The sequence below is a fragment of the Streptomyces sp. NPDC046335 genome (genome assembly GCF_055587985.1).
In genome coordinates this window covers 602,854-620,371 of sequence record NZ_JBVJFF010000001.1, presented here as the reverse complement: position 1 = coordinate 620,371, position 17,518 = coordinate 602,854, and the positions used below count along the sequence as shown (strand labels likewise).

The 17,518-nt window shown below is 72.3% G+C and carries 15 protein-coding genes; 5 read left to right on the top strand and 10 right to left on the bottom strand.

The annotated features are described in order from the left end of the window. Positions 1-289 precede the first annotated feature (289 nt). Complete coding sequence (gene ppdK, locus ACZ6JY_RS02750) at positions 290-3,028, top strand: pyruvate, phosphate dikinase (RefSeq protein ID WP_469191511.1); 2,739 nt, start codon at positions 290-292, stop codon at positions 3,026-3,028. Positions 3,029-3,186: 158 nt separating this feature from the next. On the opposite strand, the gene ACZ6JY_RS02745 is transcribed toward ppdK, so the two are convergent. The 7 genes from ACZ6JY_RS02745 to ACZ6JY_RS02715 form a co-directional block, all read right to left on the bottom strand. Beyond that, positions 3,187-4,386, bottom strand: coding sequence for an NAD(P)/FAD-dependent oxidoreductase (locus ACZ6JY_RS02745; protein WP_469191912.1), 1,200 nt, complete (start codon positions 4,384-4,386; stop codon positions 3,187-3,189). 27 nt (positions 4,387-4,413) lie between these two features. Continuing rightward, the gene (locus tag ACZ6JY_RS02740) at positions 4,414-4,605 is read right to left on the bottom strand and encodes a ferredoxin (protein WP_469191509.1); all 192 of its coding nucleotides are present in this window, start codon (positions 4,603-4,605) and stop codon (positions 4,414-4,416) included. Positions 4,606-4,631: 26 nt separating this feature from the next. Then, entirely contained in the window at positions 4,632-5,501 is an 870-nt protein-coding gene (locus ACZ6JY_RS02735) for a fumarylacetoacetate hydrolase family protein (RefSeq protein ID WP_469191507.1), read from the bottom strand. After that, positions 5,498-6,415 carry a 3,4-dihydroxyphenylacetate 2,3-dioxygenase gene (locus tag ACZ6JY_RS02730; RefSeq protein ID WP_469191505.1) on the bottom strand — a complete coding sequence of 306 codons (918 nt, stop codon included), beginning with the start codon at positions 6,413-6,415 and terminating at the stop codon, positions 5,498-5,500. Before ACZ6JY_RS02730 ends, ACZ6JY_RS02735 begins: the two co-directional genes overlap by 4 nt. Beyond that, positions 6,408-7,928 carry an aldehyde dehydrogenase family protein gene (locus ACZ6JY_RS02725; protein ID WP_469191503.1) on the bottom strand — a complete coding sequence of 507 codons (1,521 nt, stop codon included), beginning with the start codon at positions 7,926-7,928 and terminating at the stop codon, positions 6,408-6,410. The genes ACZ6JY_RS02730 and ACZ6JY_RS02725 overlap by 8 nt, the downstream gene beginning before the upstream one ends. Before the next feature lie 169 nt (positions 7,929-8,097). Continuing rightward, positions 8,098-8,676, bottom strand: a complete 579-nt coding sequence (locus ACZ6JY_RS02720; protein ID WP_469191502.1) for a MarR family winged helix-turn-helix transcriptional regulator — start codon at positions 8,674-8,676, stop codon at positions 8,098-8,100. A gap of 206 nt (positions 8,677-8,882) precedes the next feature. Next, on the bottom strand, positions 8,883-9,680 hold the full coding sequence (locus ACZ6JY_RS02715) for an acetoacetate decarboxylase family protein (RefSeq protein WP_469191501.1): 798 nt from the start codon (positions 9,678-9,680) through the stop codon (positions 8,883-8,885). A gap of 350 nt (positions 9,681-10,030) precedes the next feature. Between ACZ6JY_RS02715 and ACZ6JY_RS02710 the strand changes: the two genes are divergently transcribed. Further along, entirely contained in the window at positions 10,031-11,353 is a 1,323-nt protein-coding gene (locus ACZ6JY_RS02710) for a glutamine synthetase family protein (RefSeq protein ID WP_469191910.1), read from the top strand. 33 nt (positions 11,354-11,386) lie between these two features. Next, on the top strand, positions 11,387-12,661 hold the full coding sequence (locus ACZ6JY_RS02705; protein ID WP_469191499.1) for a cytochrome P450: 1,275 nt from the start codon (positions 11,387-11,389) through the stop codon (positions 12,659-12,661). Between the two features lie 78 nt (positions 12,662-12,739). Here ACZ6JY_RS02705 and dusB read toward each other — a convergent pair whose 3' ends face one another. Beyond that, positions 12,740-13,873 carry a tRNA dihydrouridine synthase DusB gene (gene dusB / locus ACZ6JY_RS02700; protein WP_469191497.1) on the bottom strand — a complete coding sequence of 378 codons (1,134 nt, stop codon included), beginning with the start codon at positions 13,871-13,873 and terminating at the stop codon, positions 12,740-12,742. A 110-nt stretch (positions 13,874-13,983) separates the two neighbouring features. Here dusB and ACZ6JY_RS02695 point away from each other — a divergent pair, with 110 nt between their 5' ends. Then, positions 13,984-15,441 carry an MFS transporter gene (locus tag ACZ6JY_RS02695; protein ID WP_469191495.1) on the top strand — a complete coding sequence of 486 codons (1,458 nt, stop codon included), beginning with the start codon at positions 13,984-13,986 and terminating at the stop codon, positions 15,439-15,441. Between the two features lie 34 nt (positions 15,442-15,475). Here the strand turns inward: ACZ6JY_RS02695 and ACZ6JY_RS02690 are convergent, their stop codons facing one another. Beyond that, positions 15,476-16,012, bottom strand: coding sequence for an allene oxide cyclase barrel-like domain-containing protein (locus tag ACZ6JY_RS02690; protein ID WP_469191493.1), 537 nt, complete (start codon positions 16,010-16,012; stop codon positions 15,476-15,478). Between the two features lie 153 nt (positions 16,013-16,165). Then, positions 16,166-16,603: a VOC family protein gene (locus ACZ6JY_RS02685; protein WP_469191491.1), complete on the bottom strand. Its 438-nt coding sequence runs from the start codon at positions 16,601-16,603 to the stop codon at positions 16,166-16,168. A 78-nt stretch (positions 16,604-16,681) separates the two neighbouring features. Here ACZ6JY_RS02685 and ACZ6JY_RS02680 point away from each other — a divergent pair, with 78 nt between their 5' ends. After that, complete coding sequence (locus ACZ6JY_RS02680) at positions 16,682-17,485, top strand: helix-turn-helix domain-containing protein (RefSeq protein WP_469191489.1); 804 nt, start codon at positions 16,682-16,684, stop codon at positions 17,483-17,485. Positions 17,486-17,518 lie beyond the last annotated feature (33 nt).

The window sequence follows — 17,518 nt, the reverse complement described above, 5'->3', positions numbered from 1 at the left end:
GCACTTCTCCAAGGGGTGGCACTCAGTGCCACTGCTCGATCATTCACGACGTGAACTCACATCTGAGAATCTCGCGCTCATGTGAGCATTTCCCAGGGTCTACGGGGGTTGAGTCTTCAGGAGTTGAATGCATGCCGCCAGCATTCGCTACCCCTCGGTCACTTTCGATCTGGCGGCGGACGGGTGGTTACGGCCGCATGACGCGCAAGTGGACGTACCCAGGTGCCTTCGATCTGGGTATGTTCCTCGCCGTCAGGGCAGCCACCGAGTCCTCGAGGAGCCGAGACCCGTGTCGGAAAACAAAGATCCCCACGTAGCTCACACGAGTGAGGGCGTTAAGTTCGTTTACGACTTCACCGAAGGCAACAGGGACCTCAAGGACCTCCTCGGCGGCAAGGGCGCGAACCTCGCCGAGATGACCAACCTCGGGCTGCCCGTCCCTCCGGGCTTCACCATCACCACCGAGGCGTGCAAGACGTACCTCGACAGCGGCGAGGAGCCGGCTCCGCTGCGGGACGAGGTGAGTGCGCACCTCGACGCCCTTGAGCAGAAGATGGGCAAGAAGCTGGGTCAGGCCGACGACCCGCTGCTCGTCTCCGTCCGCTCGGGCGCCAAGTTCTCGATGCCCGGCATGATGGACACCGTCCTGAACATCGGGCTCTCCGACAAGTCCGTCACCGGCCTCGCCAAGCAGTCCGGCGACGACCGCTTCGCGTGGGACTCCTACCGCCGGCTCATCCAGATGTTCGGCAAGACCGTCCTCGGCGTCGACGGCGACCTCTTCGAGGACGCGCTGGAGAAGGCCAAGGAGGCGAAGAAGGTCTCGGTCGACACCGATCTGGAGGCCGCCGACCTGAAGAAGCTGGTCACGCGGTTCAAGAAGATCGTCAAGACCGAGGCCGGCCGGGACTTCCCGCAGGACCCGCGCGAGCAGATGGACCTCGCGATCCGCTCGGTCTTCGAGTCGTGGAACACCGACCGCGCCAAGCTCTACCGCCGCCAGGAGCGCATCCCCGGCGACCTGGGCACGGCCGTCAACATCTGCTCGATGGTCTTCGGCAACCTCGGCCCCGACTCCGGCACGGGCGTCGCGTTCACCCGCGACCCGGCCAGCGGCCACCAGGGCGTGTACGGCGACTACCTCCAGAACGCGCAGGGCGAGGACGTCGTGGCGGGCATCCGCAACACCGTCCCCCTCGCCGATCTGGAGCAGATCGACAAGAAGTCGTACGACCAGCTCATGCAGATCATGGAGACGCTGGAGACGCACTACAAGGATCTGTGCGACATCGAGTTCACCATTGAGCGCGGTCAGCTCTGGATGCTCCAGACCCGCGTCGGCAAGCGCACCGCCGGTGCCGCCTTCCGCATCGCGACGCAGCTCGTGGACCAGGGGCTCATCGACGAGGCCGAGGCGCTCCAGCGCGTCAACGGCGCCCAGCTCGCGCAGCTCATGTTCCCCCGTTTCGACGAGGGCGCGAAGGTCGAGCAGCTCGGCCGGGGCATCGCCGCGTCACCCGGTGCCGCGGTCGGCAAGGCCGTCTTCGACTCGTACACCGCGATCAAGTGGTCGCGTTCGGGCGAGAAGGTCATCCTGATCCGCCGCGAGACCAACCCCGACGACCTGGACGGCATGATCGCCGCCGAGGGCATCCTGACCTCGCGCGGCGGCAAGACCTCGCACGCGGCGGTCGTGGCGCGCGGCATGGGCAAGACCTGTGTCTGCGGCGCCGAGGAGCTGGAGGTCGACACCAAGCGGCGCTGCCTCACCGCGCCGGGCGGCGTGGTCGTCCAGGAGGGCGACACCGTCTCCATCGACGGCTCGACCGGCAAGGTGTACCTCGGTGAGGTGCCCGTCGTGCCCTCGCCCGTCGTCGAGTACTTCGAGGGCCGCATGCACGCGGGCGCCGACGACGCCGACGAGCTGGTCGCCGCCGTGCACCGCGTCATGGCGTACGCGGACCGGGTGCGGCGCCTGCGGGTGCGCGCCAACGCGGACAACGCCGAGGACGCGCTGCGGGCGCGCCGCTTCGGGGCGCAGGGCATCGGCCTGTGCCGCACCGAGCACATGTTCCTCGGTGAGCGCCGCGAGATGGTCGAGCGCCTCATCCTCGCCGACGCGGACGACGAGCGCGAGGACGCGCTGAAGGAGCTTCTGCCGCTCCAGAAGCGGGATTTCGTGGAGCTGTTCGAGGCGATGGACGGCCTGCCCGTCACCGTCCGGCTCCTCGACCCGCCGCTGCACGAGTTCCTGCCCGACATCACCGAGCTGTCGGTGCGCGTGGCGCTCGCCGAGTCCCGCAAGGACCCCAACGAGAACGACCTGCGCCTGCTCCAGGCCGTGCACCGGCTGCACGAGCAGAACCCGATGCTGGGTCTGCGCGGCGTCCGTCTCGGGCTCGTCATCCCCGGTCTGTTCACCATGCAGGTGCGGGCCATCGCGGAGGCCGCAGCCGAGCGGAAGAACGCCAAGGGCGACCCGCGCGTGGAGATCATGATTCCGCTCGTCGGCACGGTCCAGGAGCTGGAGATCGTCCGCGAGGAGGCCGAGCAGGTCATCGCGGAGGTCCAGGAGACGACCGGCGTCGAGCTGAAGCTCGCGCTCGGCACGATGATCGAGCTGCCGCGGGCCGCGCTGACGGCCGACCAGATCGCGGAGGCCGCGGAGTTCTTCTCCTTCGGCACGAACGACCTCACGCAGACCGTCTGGGGCTTCTCCCGCGACGACGTGGAGGCGAGCTTCTTCACGGCGTACCTGGAGAAGGGCATCTTCGGTGTCTCCCCGTTCGAGACGATCGACAGGGACGGCGTCGGCCGGCTCGTGCGGGACGCGGTCAAGGCCGGCCGCGCGACCCGTCCGGACCTGAAGCTGGGCGTCTGCGGCGAGCACGGCGGTGACCCGGAGTCGGTGCACTTCTTCCACGAGGTGGGCCTGGACTACGTCTCCTGCTCACCGTTCCGCATCCCGGTGGCCCGGCTCGAAGCGGGCCGCGCCGCCTCGCACTCCACGGGCAGCGACCACCGGTAGGCGCCTGCCCGAAGACCCCGGGACCGCCGCCGTGTCCCCGACCCTCAACCGATGCGGCGGCGGTTCCGGTCCAGAGCCTGTGGCTCGCCTCATGAAGGGGCGGCACCCGTGCGGGGGTGCCGCCCTTTCGCATGCCCCGCGCGCGTGCCCGGGCCGGGTCAGGTCACCGGCTCGGGCAGCGTCATGAGGGCGGCCCGGTGGCGGCCTGCCGCGGCGGCGGCCCCGGGTCCGCCGAGGGCGGCGACGCCGATGAGCCGCGGGCCCCGGTGGTACGCGTACAGCAGGTCGCCGTCCACCGAGTCCGGGTCGCCCGCGAGGAGCTCGCAGCGGTCGGCGAGGGCGGGGTGCCCGAAGGACTGGAGCCGCAGCTCGAACTGGTCGCTCCAGAAGGACGGCAGCGGCGCGCAGGGCGCCGGGTCGCGGACGGTGCCGGTGAGCCCGGCGACCAAGGTGCGGGCCGCGTGGCGCGCGGTGTCGCCGGGCACCGACCAGTGCTCGACGCGGTGCGGCTCGGGGCCGTAGCGGGGGTTGGGGAAGCGGGCCACGTCGCCGACGGCCACCGCGTGCGGGAGGCCGCCGATGCGCAGATGGGCGTCGCACAGGATGCCGTCGGTGAGGTCGATCCCCTCGGTGGCGGCCAGCCACTCGGTGTTGGGCAGCGAGCCCACGGCCTCCACGAGCACGTCGGCGGCGGCCTCCGTGCCGTCGTCGAGCACCGCCCCCGCCGGGGTCAGCGCGGTGACGAGGCGGCCCATGCGGAACCGCACGCCCCGCGCCTCGTGCCGCAGCCGCAGGGCCCGCGCGAGGTCCGTGCCGAGGGCGAGGACCATGGGCTGCGCCTCCGGGGCGACGACGGTCACCGCACAGCCCGCGGTGCGCGCGGTGGCCGCCACCTCGCAGCCGATGAAGCCGGAGCCGATGACCAGTACCCGGGCGCCCGCCGTCAGCCGGGCGGCCAGCGCCGCCGAGTCCTCCAGGGTGCGGACGACGTGCCGGGGCGGGCCACCGGGCAGCGGGAGCCGCCGGGGCCGCACCCCCGTGGCGGCCACCAGACCCCCGTAGGGAAGGACCGTGCCGTCCGCCAGCGTCAGGGTGCGTGCCCGGAGGTCGGCGGCGGTGACCGCCGTGCCCAGGCGCCACTCGGCGTCGGCGACGCTCGGCCGGCGGCGCAGCTCCGTGGCGCTCGCGTGCGCGCGGCCCGCGAGCACGTCCTTGGTCAGCGGGGGGCGGTTGTACGGGAGGTGGGGTTCGTCGCCGTAGAGCGTGATGCCGCCGCGCCACCCGGCGGCGCGGAGCTGCTCGGCGGCGCGCAGGCCGCCGAGCGACGCCCCCACGACGGCGATGCCCTGTGTCCCCATGGCGGCGGTGCCCTGGGCCGCCACGGTTCAGCCCTCGACCCGGATGGCCTGCAACGGACAGACGTCGGCGGCTTCCTCGGCGTCGTCGCGCAGCGATCCGTCCGGCGACGCGACGTAGGAGAGGTGGCCGTCGTCGTCGAGCCGGAAGACGTCCGGCGCGGCGAAGACGCACTGCCCGTGGTTCTGGCAGACATCCATGTCGACGGTGACCTTGAGCACGTGAACTCCTCTGCTGCGGCGGGTACTCAGCGGCGCGGCGCGCGGATGCCCCGGAACTCCCAGTCGCCGCCGAGTGCCGTGGAGAGGACCTCCTCGGACGCGGTGGGCTGGGCGCCGACGTCGGCGCGTACGGCCGTCGGCCCGGTGACGATGTGGTTGGTGAGGCGCCCGAGCCCCTCGGCCTCGACCTCGACGACGTCGCCGGGCCGGACCGGGCGGGAGCCCGCGGGTGTGCCGGAGAGCAGGACGTCGCCGGGTTCCAGGGTGATCGTGCGGGCGATGTCGGCGACGAGGTAGTGCATGTCCCACTGCATCTCGTCGGTGGAACCGTCCTGCGCGAGCCGTCCGTTGACGTACGTCCGCAGGTACTTGCCGCGGAAGTCCCAGCCGGTGACGAGTCCGGGCCCGAGCGGGCAGAGCGTGTCGGAGCCCTTGACGCGCAGCATCGAACCGGCGTCGGTGTCGCGGAAGTCGTGCAGGCCGTAGTCGTTGGCGACGGTGAAGCCCGCGATGTACGGACCGGCTTCCGCGGGGGCGATGTTGCGGCAGGTGCGGCCGATGACGATGCCGATCTCGCCCTCGTAGTTGAGGTAACGGCAGCCCTCGGGCCGTACGACGGCGCCGCCGTGGCTGTTGAGCGCGGAGACCGGCTTGTGGAAGTAGGTGGGCGCGGGCGGCAGGCTCGCGCCGAACTCGGCGACCCTGCTGCGGTGGTTGAGGTGGACGGCGATCACCTTGGAGGGGCGGACGGGCGGCAGGTGGTGCGCCTCGGCGGCCTGCACGCGGCGCCCGTCGTGGGCGATCAGCTCGTCGCCTTCCCGTACGACCTGCACGGCCGCCCCGTCGAGCAGAATCCTGCGGTACTCGGTGGTGGCCGTGTTCTCCGTGGTGGTCATGCGGCGCCCTCACCCCGCTCACGGGTGCTGCCGGTCCAGCCGTCGGCCGGGCGGTCGAACCACAGGTGCACCTGCCCGGTGCCGATGGAGTTCTCGTACGCGCTGTAGGCGCGCCCCGGGGCGGTGCACCGGTCCTCGCCGAGGGCGCCGATCATCATCAGGTAGTGGCTGAAGCGCGCCTCGGGCCGGTACGTGAGGAACTCCGGCATGGTGGCGAGGACCCGCGCGTGGTCGCCGGCCTCGAACCAGGCGATGCGGCGCTCGTCGGCGGCGCGCGCCTCGGGCGTGCGGATGTGGGCGGGGTCGCTCGCCTCGTGGGCGCGCAGCTCGCGCAGCGGCCAGAAGGTGTGGGACAGGGCCCCGGAGGCGATGAGGAGGACCCTGCGGCCGGGGAGGGACGCGATGCCGTCGGCGAGCGCGCGGCCGAGCCGCAGGTGGTCCTCCACGTCACCGGTCTGACAGACCCCGATCGAGATCCACTTCTTGTCGGGGAGGCCGGCGCCCAGGTACGTCCACAGGTTGATCGTGGCGTAGTACACGGGCAGGAAGGGATCGTCGACCGGGGTGATCCAGGTGCCGTGACGGTCGGCGAAACCGGCGACGGCGTGGGCGAGTTTGGGGTCCCCCGGATAGTCGTACGGCATGCGGCACATGCCGCGCGGCAGCTCTTCGGAGGTGAAGAGCCCGGCGCGGCGCGGGTGCGAGGTGACGACGAACTCGACGGTGGTCGCCCAGTGCGAGTCGAGGACGACCACGGTGTCGTAGTCGAGGGTCTCGAAGACGTCGTGGCGCAGTCCGCGCAGGCCGGGGACGAGGCTGGTCTCGCGGCCTTCGTTGAGCTCCTTGCGGGTCTCCTCGGGCAGCACGATGGTCGGCACGTGGGCGAGGAGGCCCGCCCCGACGATCTCACCCATGGCGGGCCTCCTCCCCTGCCCCCGGCGCGGTCACGGTGTTCTTCAGGTCGCAGTAGAAGTCGAAGGACCAGTCGCCGCCCTCGCGCCCGACGCCGGACTGCCGGGAGCCGCCGAAGGGCGCGGAGAGGTCGCGCACGAAGAAGCAGTTGACCCAGACCGTGCCGGCGACGAGCCGCGCGGCGATCCGGCGGGCGCGCTCGCGGTCGCCGGTGGCCAGGGTGGCGGCGAGGCCGAAGCGGGTGCCGTTGGCGAGCCGCACGGCCTCGTCCTCGTCGCCGTCGGGGAAGGTCTGGAGGGTGAGGACGGGCCCGAAGACCTCTTCCTGGACGATCTCGGAGTCCTGTGCGACGCCGGTGAGGAGGGTGGGGAGGTAGTAGGTCCCGCCCAGGCCGGTGTTGCGGCCGCCGCCGATGACGGGCGTGGCGCCCGCCGCGAGGGCGCGGCGCACGAAGCCGTCGACGCGCTCCACGTGCCGGGGGTGGATGGAGGGCCCGATGTCGGTGGCCTCGTCGCGCGGATCTCCCTGGGTCAACTTCGTCACCCGGTCAAGAAAGTGACCGAGGAACGCTTCGCGTGCGGACTCCTCCACGAGGAGCCGGGTGGCGGCGAGGCAGACCTGCCCCGCGTTGTCGTACTGCTCGACGGCGAGGTCCGCCGCCAGGTCCAGGTCCGCGTCGGCGAAGACGAGCAGCGGCGATTTCCCGCCCAGCTCGAAGCCGCACGGCGTGAGGTGCGCGGCGGCGGCCCGCGCGATGCGGCGCGCGGTGGGCACGGAGCCGGTGAAGCTGACGCGGCGTACGTCGGGGTCGGCGACCAGGGGCGCCCCGGCCTCCTCTCCGTACCCCTGTACGAGGTTGAAGACGCCGGGCGGCAGTCCCGCCTCGTGCGTGATGTCGGCGAAGAGGGAGGCGGTCAGCGGTGTCCACTCGGCGGGCTTGAGCACCACGGTGGAGCCCGCGGCGAGCGCGGGCGCGATCTTCCAGCTCGCCAGCATCAGCGGCGCGTTCCACGGCGTGATGAGTACGGCGGGGCCCGCCGGGTCCCAGGTCACGTGGTTGGTGTGGCCGCGGGTGTCGAAGTCGGGGTGGGCCAGGGCGAGGAGGCGGTCGGCGAAGTAGCGGAGGTTGTGGGCGACGCGGGGCATGACGCCGCGGCGGTGCGAGCGCAGCAGGGCGCCGTTGTCGGCGGTCTCCACGCGGGCGAGGTCCTCGGCCATGGCGTCGACCCCGTCGGCCATGGCGTGCAGCAGCCGGGCGCGCTCGGCGGGCGGCGTCGCGGCCCAGCCGGGGAACGCGTCGCGCGCGGCGGCCACGGCCGCGCGGGCCTCCGGGGCGCCGCCGCGGACGATCTCGGCGAGGGGGGCGCCGTCGATGGGCGAGTGGGTCGTGAAACTGGGGGCCGCGGTGGCCTCGGGGTCGGCCGAGGCGATGCGGGCGCCGCCTATCCAGTGGCGGGTGTCGACGGGTACGCCGGCGACGGTGGCCGTCGGCAGCGGAACCTCTGGAAGAGCCATCGCGACCTCCAGTTCGTTTGACCCCAAACAACATAGGAGGGGCGGGCGACGGGGTCAACCCCTCGCTACGGGCGCGCAGTTGGCCGGCCGTTCGCGACCGGACGCCTCCCCCACTCGCGCCGCGCCTTGACCGCGGCTCCCCCGGTCGCCTCACCCAGCGCTACGCCGCTCAGGCCTCCGTCCGCGCCCGGCGGCCGCTCCTGCGCGGGGCGGGCTCCGCGCCGTCCAGGAGTTCGAGCCTGCGCTCCTCGCCCTTATCCTCGGTCCGTACGACGATCTTGCGGAGCAGGTCGGCGAGCGTGCGGCACTCCGCGTCGGTCAGCCCCTCGGTGACGAAGGCCTCCTCGGCGTTGAACGCGGGGAAGACCTCGCCCATCAGCCGCTCCCCCTCGTCCGTGAGCCGCAGCAGCGCCAGCCGCCCGTCGTCGGGGTGGCCGCGGCGCTCCATGAGGCCACGGCCCGCCAGCGTGCGGGCCACCCCGGTGAGCGTGCCCTTGGAGATGCCCGCCTCCTCGGCGACGTACCGCGTCTCCATCTCGCCCCAGATCCAGACGACATAGAGCACGACGAACGACGTCCACGTCAGTTCGGCGCCGCGCAGCACGGAGTTCTCGAAGTGCTGCCGGACGGCCGACGCCGCGCGGTAGATGTTCGCCACGGCGGCCATCCGGTCGTGCTCGACGGGCGTCCCGCCGAGCTTGTCCCGGACCGCCTTCTCGGTCTCACGGATGGAGCGATGGCCCGTCACGTACGTGTCTCCTCGTTCCCGCGGTGCGCGTGGTGCGCGTGGTGCGCGTGGTGCCGGCAAGTGTTCGTACGGGCTCAAACGCTAGCGCGTCCCCCGCCGGACAGCCCTGCGGGGGCGCCGGCCGAAACCGGCGCCCCCGCCCCCCGTGCGCTCCCGCTGGTCCTGAAATCCCCGCTGCCCCTGAAGTCCCCTGTCCTGGAGTCCCCCTAGCCCCGAAGCCCCCGCTCCAGCACGGTCCCGCCGTTCCAGACGACGCCCACCTGCCGGTAGTACGCACCGATCGGCTCCTCCACCGCGAGGGCGGCCAGCTCCTCCGTGGGCGATGGGAAGAGGCGCAGCTCCGCATCGCCCGACCACGCCTGGCCGCCCTCGAAGGCGGCGGCGCCTGACTCGATCAGTTCGTCCAGGGCGAGGCCCTTGCCGTCGATGGCCGGGAGCGTGCGGTGGTGCGCCATCGGGTGGCCGTTGACAAAGCCGTTGTTCGCGGACGGCTCGCGCAGGGTCACCACCGCCTGGGCCAGCCTGCGGTCGGCGGCGGCGAGCGTGGCGCCGAAGGCCGCGCCCGCCTCGACGCGCGGGGCGGGGCCGAAGGGGTGCGGCCGGGTCATCTGGATGGAGCCGAGCTTCTTGGGGTAGCCCTGGTGGTTGCCGCGGGCGATGGCGAAGTCCTTGTCGACCCAGATGTAGACGCACCGCGAGTAGGTCCGCCCCCGGTACGCGCACCTCACGACCGCGAAGCACTCCTTGTACTGGGCCCGTACGGGGTCGAGCAGTTCGGCCCCGCTCTCGCCGCAGGACTGCCAGTCGGCCCAGATCAGCGCGACCGCCCCGGGATCGCTCTCCGCGGGCTCCAGCGGCTCGGGCAGCAGCTCCCGCACCCGCGCGGGGTCGGTGCGGTACTCGACGGTGAGCAGGTCGCCCGAGTAGTGCCAGGGCGGCGCGGGCACCACGGAGGACCGCCCGGTCGCCGTCCTGGGCGGGAAGAATCCTCGGACCTCGGTCATCGCGCGGGCTCCTTCGACTGCCGTCCCACTGCCGCCATGCGCCTTTCGTTTGACCCCGTACGATATGCCCGTCGAGCCGTTCTGTCACGGGGTGGGCCACGACTCGATCGCCGCAACTACCCGCAACAGAGCCGGAGTTCGCGAGAGGCGGGCGCCGCACACCCTCTTGCGCGCACCCCCGCGCCTGCCTACCGTTTGAATTCAAACGACAACCCTCGGCACGCAGGCAGTGCCCCCGTCCCGATCCACCCCTCAGAAAGGCTGGGACACGGGTGAGTGAAGCGAACGGACCACCACGAGGGCAGGGCGGACCGGCGGACCAGGGGGACGTCGGGCAGGTCGTACGGGCGCTGCGCGAGCGCGGCACCGACGTCGTCCGCGTCGTCTACCCCGACCTCATCGGCGCCGACCGGGGCCGTGACGTCCTCGTCGGGCACCTGCCGAGCGCCTGCGGGCACGGTCTCGCCTTCTGCCGTGCCGTCTACCACACCACCCCCGGCGGCGACGTCGTCCCCGTCGCGGGCGGGCTCGACGCCGGGCTCCCCGACGTCTGCGTCTACCCCGACCTCAGCACCCTTCAGCCGCTGCCCTGGGAGCCCGGCGTCGCCTGGTGCCTGGGCGACACCCTCGACCCCCTCACCGGCGAACCGGCCCCGGAGTCGCCGCGCGCCCTGCTGCGCCGGGTGCTCGACGCCGCGGCGCAGTGGGCCGGAGCGGCGGGCCTCACCGCGGTCGTCGGCCCCGAGCTGGAGTACTTCCTCTGCGAGGCCGACCCCGCCGCCGCGTCGGGCTGGGTCCCGTACGGCGGTGCCACCGGCAACGTCTACAGCGCGGGCAGGCGCGGCGACCCCGACGGGCATCTCCTGCGCACCCTGCGGCTCCTTGACGGCCTCGGCATCGGCGTGATCGCGGGGAACCACGAGTTCGACGGCGGGCAGTTCGAGATCAACCTCGACCACTCCGAGGCCCTGGACGCCGCCGACCGCGCGTTCCGCTTCAAGGCCGCCGTCAAGGAGACGGCCCGCCGCGAGGGGCGCCTCGCGACCTTCATGGCCAAGCCGTTCACCACCGGCGGCGGCTCCGGCTTCCACCTGCACATCTCGCTGACCGACGCCGCCGGGCGCAATGTCTTCGACGACCCCGCCGACCCCATGGGCCTCTCGGACACCGCGCGGCACGCCATCGCCGGTGTCCTCGCGCACGCCCCCGCGCTCACCGCGCTGCTCAACCCCACCGTCAACTCCTACAAGCGCTTCGGCCCCGACACCCTCGCCCCCTGGCTGATCGACTGGGGGCTCGACAACCGCAGCGCGATGGTCCGCGTCCCGCCCGAGCGCGGCGCGGGCACCCGCCTGGAGCTGCGCCTCGGCGACGCCTCCGCCAACCCCTACCTCGCCGTCGCCGGAGCCCTGGCCGCCCTGCTCCTCGGCCTGCGCGAGGGCCTCGACCCGCCCGCCCCGCTCCAGGGCTACGGCTACGACGAGACCACCGCGCCCCGCCTGCCCGCCACCCTCGCCGCGGCCCTCGACTCCCTGGAGGCCGACGAGGCGCTCACCGGGCTGCTCGGCGCGGGCTTCACCGGGGCCTTCCTCACGTACAAGCGCGACGAACTCGAACGCTTCCAGCGGGCCGTCACCGACTGGGAGTTCACGGAGTACGCCTTCCTCAACTGACCGCACCCCGAGCGCCTGCGAAGGAGTACGTCCATGCGTACGGTCACGGGCCCCGCGCCCCTCACCCTCGACGACGTCGACCTCGCCGACAACGACCGCTTCACCGACGCCACGCTGCCCTGGCGGATGTTCGACGTGCTGCGACGCGAGGACCCCGTCCACTGGCAGCCCGAACCCGCCCCCAACTCCGGCTTCTGGGCGGTCACCCGGCACGCGGACATCGTGCGCGTCGACCGCGACCCCGAGACGTTCACCTCGGAGCGGTTCACCAACCTCGAAGAGGTCGACGAGGACCACATCGCGCTGCGCCGCTCACTCCTGGAGACCGACGGCCTGCGGCACCGCGCGATGCGGCTGATCCTCCAGAAGCGGTTCACGCCGCGGGCCGTCGCGACGTACGAGACGTTCCTGCGCGGCCTGACCGGGCGCACCCTGGACGCGGCCCTGCCCAAGGGCCGCTTCGACTTCGTCAAGGAGATCTCCGCGGACTTCCCGATCAACGTCCTGGCGCGCATGCTCGACGTGCCGCGGGAGGACACCCAGCAGCTCATCGACTGGGGCAACCGCATCATCGGCAACACTGACCCCGACTACGCCGACGTCCTCCTGGAGAGCACCGAGAGCGAGCAGTACCGCGACCTGCCCTTCCGCTCCCCCGCCGCCCTCGAAGTCTTCGCGTACGGGAGGGAACTGGCCGCGCGGCGCCGGGGAGGAGACGGCGACGACCTGGTCAGCACCCTGGTCAACAGCTCGCCCAAGGACGGTGTGCCGCTCTCCGCCACCGACTTCGACAACTACTTCCTGCTGCTCGTCGTCGCCGGCAACGAGACGACCCGGCACGCCATCTCGCACTCCATGCTCGCCCTGATCGAGCACCCCGAGGAGCGCGCCAAGCTCGTCGCCGACCCCTCGCTCATCCCCGGGGCCGTCGAGGAGTGCCTGCGCTGGGCCTCGCCCGTCTACCACTTCCGGCGCACGGCCACGCGGGACGTCGTCCTCGGCGGTCAGCGGATCAGGGAGGGGGACAAGGTGGTGCTCTGGTTCGCCTCCGGCAACCGGGACGAGGCCGTCTTCCCCGACCCCTACCGCTTCGACGTCACCCGGCGGGACGTCGACCACGTGACCTTCGGCAAGGGGAGCCCGCATTTCTGCCTCGGGAACGCGCTGGCGCGTCTGGAGATGCGGGTCATGTTCGAGGAGCTGCTGCCGCGTATCGCCGACATCCGCCTGGCCGGCGAGGTCCGCCGCGTACGGTCCAACTTCGTCAACGGGATCAAGGAACTTCCCGTCACGGTGACGCCGGCGTAGCGCTTCCGCCGGATTCACGTCGTCCGCGGGCCGTATGTGGCTGGTCGCGCAGTTCCCCGCGCCCCTTCAGGGCGCTCTTCAGCCGCCCGACGTGTCCAGCTCGGCGTCCTCGCTGATGCCCGCGCAGTCGTACGGGTCCTTCAGCCAGCCGTCCGGGAGGACCACGCGGTTGTTGCCCGACGTACGGCCGCGGGGGCCGTCGGCGCCCGTGGGCCACGGCTGGTCGAGGTCCAGTTCGCCGAGGCCGTCCTCCAGCTCGGCGAGCGACGACGTGATCGCCAGGCGCTTGCGCATCTCCGAGCCGACCGCGAAGCCCTTGAGGTACCACGCCACGTGCTTGCGGAAGTCGATGACGCCCCGTGCCTCGTCGCCGATCCACTCGCCGAGGAGCGTGGCGTGGCGCAGCATGACGGCGGAGACCTCGCGCAGGTCGGGGGCCTTGGGCGCGCCCGTGCCCTCGAAGGCCGCCACCAGGTCGCCGAAGAGCCAGGGGCGGCCGAGGCAGCCGCGGCCCACGACGACGCCGTCGCAGCCGGTCTCGTTCATCATGCGGACCGCGTCCGCCGCCGACCAGATGTCGCCGTTGCCGAGCACCGGGATCTCCGGCACGTGCTCCTTGAGGCGCGCGATGGCGTCCCAGTCGGCCGTGCCGCCGTAGTGCTGCGCGGCCGTCCTGCCGTGCAGGGCGATCGCGGTGACGCCCTCCTCGACCGCGATGCGGCCCGCGTCGAGGAAGGTGATGTGCTCGTCGTTGATGCCCTTGCGCATCTTCATGGTGACGGGGAGGTCCCCGGCGCCGCTGACGGCCTCGCGGAGGATCGCTCGAAGCAGCGGGCGCTTGTACGGGAGCGCGGAGCCGCCGCCCTTGCGGGTCACCTTGGGGACGGGGCAGCCGAAGTTCAGGTCGATGTGGTCGGCGAGGTCCTCTTCCGCGATCATGCGGACGGCCTTGCCGACGGTCGCCGGGTCGACGCCGTACAGCTGGATGGACCGCGGCTTCTCGGTCTCGTCGAAGTGGACGAGCTGCATGGTCTTCTCGTTGCGCTCGACCAGGGCGCGCGTCGTGATCATCTCGCTGACGAAGAGGCCCTTGCCGCCGGAGAACTCCCGGCACAGCGTCCGGAACGGCGCGTTCGTGATGCCCGCCATGGGGGCGAGCACGACGGGCGGCCGGACGGTGTGCGGGCCGATCGACAGGGGCTTGGACGGCATGGGGAGCTCTCCGGGACGGACGACGGGACCCTCTATTGTCCCTCACTCCGGGGACCGGTCGTCGCCCGGCGGTCGGGCCGCGTCTCCCGCGGCGGGCTACCGTCGAATACATGCCCGATGAACTTACCCACCGCGGACGCATGGTCGTCCTCGCGATCTGCTGCATGAGCCTGCTGATCGTCAGTCTCGACAACACCGTCCTGAACGTCGCCCTGCCGACCATGAAGCGGGAGTTCGACGCCAGCGTCTCGGGCATGCAGTGGACCATCGACGCGTACACGCTCGTCCTCGCCGCGCTGCTCATGCTCGCGGGCTCGACCGCCGACCGCGTCGGCCGCCGCAAGGTCTTCAAGGCGGGCCTGGTGATCTTCACCGTCGGCTCGGTGCTCTGTTCGCTCGCGCCGAACCTGCCCTGCCTCGTGGCGTTCCGCATGGTCCAGGCGGTGGGCGGTTCGATGCTCAACCCCGTGGCGATGTCGATCATCACCAACACGTTCACCGAGCCGCGCGAGCGGGCCAGGGCCATCGGCGTCTGGGGCGGTGTCGTGGGCATCTCCATGGCGGCCGGCCCCATCGTGGGCGGCCTGCTCGTGGACTCCGTCGGCTGGCGCTCGATCTTCTGGATCAACCTGCCGGTCGGCCTCGCCGCGCTCTTCCTGACCATGCGGTACGTGCCCGAGTCCCGCGCCCCGAAGCCGCGCCGCCCCGACCCCGTCGGGCAGCTCCTGGTCATCGTGCTGCTCGGCGCGCTGACGTACGCGATCATCGAGGCGCCCAGCGCCGGCTGGACCTCGCCGCTGATCCTCGCCTTCGCCGGAGCGGCACTGCTCGGCCTGACCGGGCTCGTCCTCTACGAGCCGCGCCGCGCGGAACCCCTCATCGACCTGCGCTTCTTCCGGTCGGCGCCGTTCAGCGGGGCCACGGTGATCGCGGTCTGCGCCTTCGCGTCGCTCGGCGGCTTCCTCTTCCTCTCGACGCTCTACCTCCAGGACGTCCGCGGCCTCGACGCGCTGCACGCCGGGCTGTGGATGCTGCCGATGGCGGCCATGACCCTGGTCTGCGCGCCGCTGTCCGGGCGGCTCGTGGGCAGCCGCGGGCCGCGGCTCCCCCTGCTGATCGCGGGGGTCGCGATGACGGCCTCCGGCGTGCTGTTCGCGGCGTTCGAGGCGGAGAACGCGGGCGTCACGCGCTTCGTCGGCTACGTCCTCTTCGGCCTCGGCTTCGGTTTCGTCAACGCCCCGATCACCAACACCGCGGTCGCCGGGATGCCGCGCGCCCAGGCGGGCGTGGCCGCCGCTGTGGCCTCCACGAGCCGCCAGATCGGCCAGACGCTCGGCGTCGCGGTGATCGGCGCGGTCCTGGCCTCGGGCGTCGCCTCGTCCTCGTACGCGCGGGACTTCACCGGGGCCAGCCGCCCCGCCTGGTGGATTCTCGTGGCCTGCGGTCTCGCCGTGCTCGTCGTCGGCCTCCTGACCAGCGGCCGCTGGGCGCGCGCCACGGCGGAGCGGACGGCGGAACGGCTGGCGGACGACGACGGCCACGGGGTGACGGCCGCCGCCCGGAGGTAGCCGTGCCGCCGTGCCCGCACGTCCGGTGCCTCCGTCAGTGCAGGATCTCGACGCGCATCCTCTCCTTCGGCGTGGCGATGTCCCAGTAGCGGACAGTGCCCCGGGCGTCCTTGTAGGCGCCCGTGCCGCCGGTGATGGCCATGTCGAGCGGACTCTCGCGGTCCGTCAGCAGCGACTGCATCGTCAGCGAGCCGCGCTCCAGTTCCAGCGTGATCACGGCCTGGGACGTGGCCTTCCTGCCGTCGAGGTAGACGATCTGAGACGTCCCGGCCCCGACCCCGACTTCGCGGCCGTTCTCCACGGCAGTGCCGCAGTAGACGCTCATGTCGCCCAGGCTCGGCCCCGCCTCGCCGAGATCGACGGCCTTGTACTCAAGGTCCTTGATCTGGAGTTCGATGACCTCGACGCGGCCCTTCTTCGAGGCGTCGGCCTTCGCGGTACCGGCCTCCGCGGTGTCGGTCTTCGCGGTACCGGCACCCGCGCTGCCCACCGCGAGGACGCCGACCGCGGCGGTGGCCAGCGACAGGGTGGCGCATCTCATGAGCATGGTTCGAGCCCTGCTGTTCCCCATGGCGGAATCTCCTCGTGGCGATCTGCGTGCGAACAACTCGACGCTATGGCGCCCGAGTTGAGGCGTCCAAGACCAGCACCGCCATGAGCTCATCGCCCCGAGGACATGAGTCCTCCGCCGACAGGTCCCCCCTGCGGGACCGCTCCCCCTCCCCTACAGCCCCTCCTCCGTCGGCCGGTGCTCCACGTATTCGATGACCGTGCCGTCCCGGTGGCGTGCCGTGAAGCCCGAGCCGGTCGGGACCTTGATCAGCGGCTCCGTGATCTCCGCGCCTTCCGCGGCCAGGCGGTCCAGGTAGGTCCGCGCCGAGTCGACGAGCAGTGTGCCGTGCGTCGCGCGGAAGGGGGCCAGGGTCTCCTCCGTGCCCTCGATGAGGAGGAAGGCGCCGACCGCCGCGAGGGCGAGCCGCTTCTCCGGATACGAGAACCACATGTCCCGTTCCGTGCCGAGCAGCCGTTCGTACGAGGCGGCCAGGGCGTCCAGGGTGCCGGGACCCGTGTAGACGCGGATGAAGGGGCGGGGCTCGGCGAGGCCGGAGGAGTCGTTCCGGCGGCGCCACATCGTGGGGGTGGTGCTGGTTGTCTCGGTCATGGGTGAAGCCTGCGCCGTGCCGGACGGGCCGGCCAGACAGGCGTCTGTAGGGGTGACCGCGGGTCATAGGCTGGGCGGATGGAGGCTTCGACGGCGGCCACGGCCGCACGGCAGCGACTCGGCGGGTTCCTGCGGGCCCACCGCGAGCGGCTCGCGCCCGGCGACGTGGGGCTGCCCGTGACCGCCCGGCGCCGTACGCCAGGCCTGCGCCGCGAAGAGGTCGCCGCTCTCTCGGGCGTCTCCGTGGCCTGGTACACCTGGCTGGAGCAGGGCCGCGTGGACACCTCGCGGCAGGTCCTCGACGCGGTCGCCCGCACCCTGCGCCTCGATGCGGCCGCCCACCGGCACGCCCTGGCCCTCGCCGGATTCGCCTTCGCCGCGGAGGGACGGACCACCTCGTACGTCCCCGGACTCCGCGCCATCCTGGACGGCTGGCCCGACAGCCCGGCTCTGCTCCTCGGCCCGGCCCTGGACGTGCTCGCCTGGAACCGTGCGTACACCGCCGTATGGCCCGACCCCGCGGACGTCCCCGAGGAGCGGCGGAATCTGCTTCTGCTGCTCGTCGGCGACGAGCAGCACCAGCGGGTGCTGCCCGGCTGGGAGCCCGTGGCCATGGATCTCCACCGGCACGTGCGCACGCGTGCGGACCACCGCCCGCTGGACGAGGGCTTCGGGCGGCTCGCCGGCCGACTGCGGTCCGCTCGGCCGGACCTTCAGGAGTGGTGGGCCTGCCGCTCCGTCGGCGACTTCGCCCCGCGCACGGTCGAGATCACCCCGCGGGACGAAGGACCGCCGAGGCCGTACGAGATGACGCTGCTGCTCACCCCGCAGCCGCAGGACGCGGCGATCCTCGTACAGACGCGGAAGCCCCCGGTCCCATGACCGGGACCGGGGGCTTCCGCGTGGAGCTACAGG

Bases quoted from the DNA above. Each gene is read 5' to 3' on its own strand.
- ACZ6JY_RS02745 (WP_469191912.1), bottom strand. From the start codon at position 4,386: ATGGGGACACAGGGCATCGCCGTCGTGGGGGCGTCGCTCGGCGGCCTG.
- ACZ6JY_RS02735 (WP_469191507.1), bottom strand. From the start codon at position 5,501: ATGACCACCACGGAGAACACGGCCACCACCGAGTACCGCAGGATTCTG.
- ACZ6JY_RS02730 (WP_469191505.1), bottom strand. From the start codon at position 6,415: ATGGGTGAGATCGTCGGGGCGGGCCTCCTCGCCCACGTGCCGACCATC.
- ACZ6JY_RS02725 (WP_469191503.1), bottom strand. From the start codon at position 7,928: ATGGCTCTTCCAGAGGTTCCGCTGCCGACGGCCACCGTCGCCGGCGTA.
- ACZ6JY_RS02715 (WP_469191501.1), bottom strand. From the start codon at position 9,680: ATGACCGAGGTCCGAGGATTCTTCCCGCCCAGGACGGCGACCGGGCGG.
- ACZ6JY_RS02705 (WP_469191499.1), top strand. From the start codon at position 11,387: ATGCGTACGGTCACGGGCCCCGCGCCCCTCACCCTCGACGACGTCGAC.
- dusB (WP_469191497.1), bottom strand. From the start codon at position 13,873: ATGCCGTCCAAGCCCCTGTCGATCGGCCCGCACACCGTCCGGCCGCCC.
- ACZ6JY_RS02695 (WP_469191495.1), top strand. From the start codon at position 13,984: ATGCCCGATGAACTTACCCACCGCGGACGCATGGTCGTCCTCGCGATC.
- ACZ6JY_RS02690 (WP_469191493.1), bottom strand. From the start codon at position 16,012: ATGGGGAACAGCAGGGCTCGAACCATGCTCATGAGATGCGCCACCCTG.
- ACZ6JY_RS02685 (WP_469191491.1), bottom strand. From the start codon at position 16,603: ATGACCGAGACAACCAGCACCACCCCCACGATGTGGCGCCGCCGGAAC.
- ACZ6JY_RS02680 (WP_469191489.1), top strand. From the start codon at position 16,682: ATGGAGGCTTCGACGGCGGCCACGGCCGCACGGCAGCGACTCGGCGGG.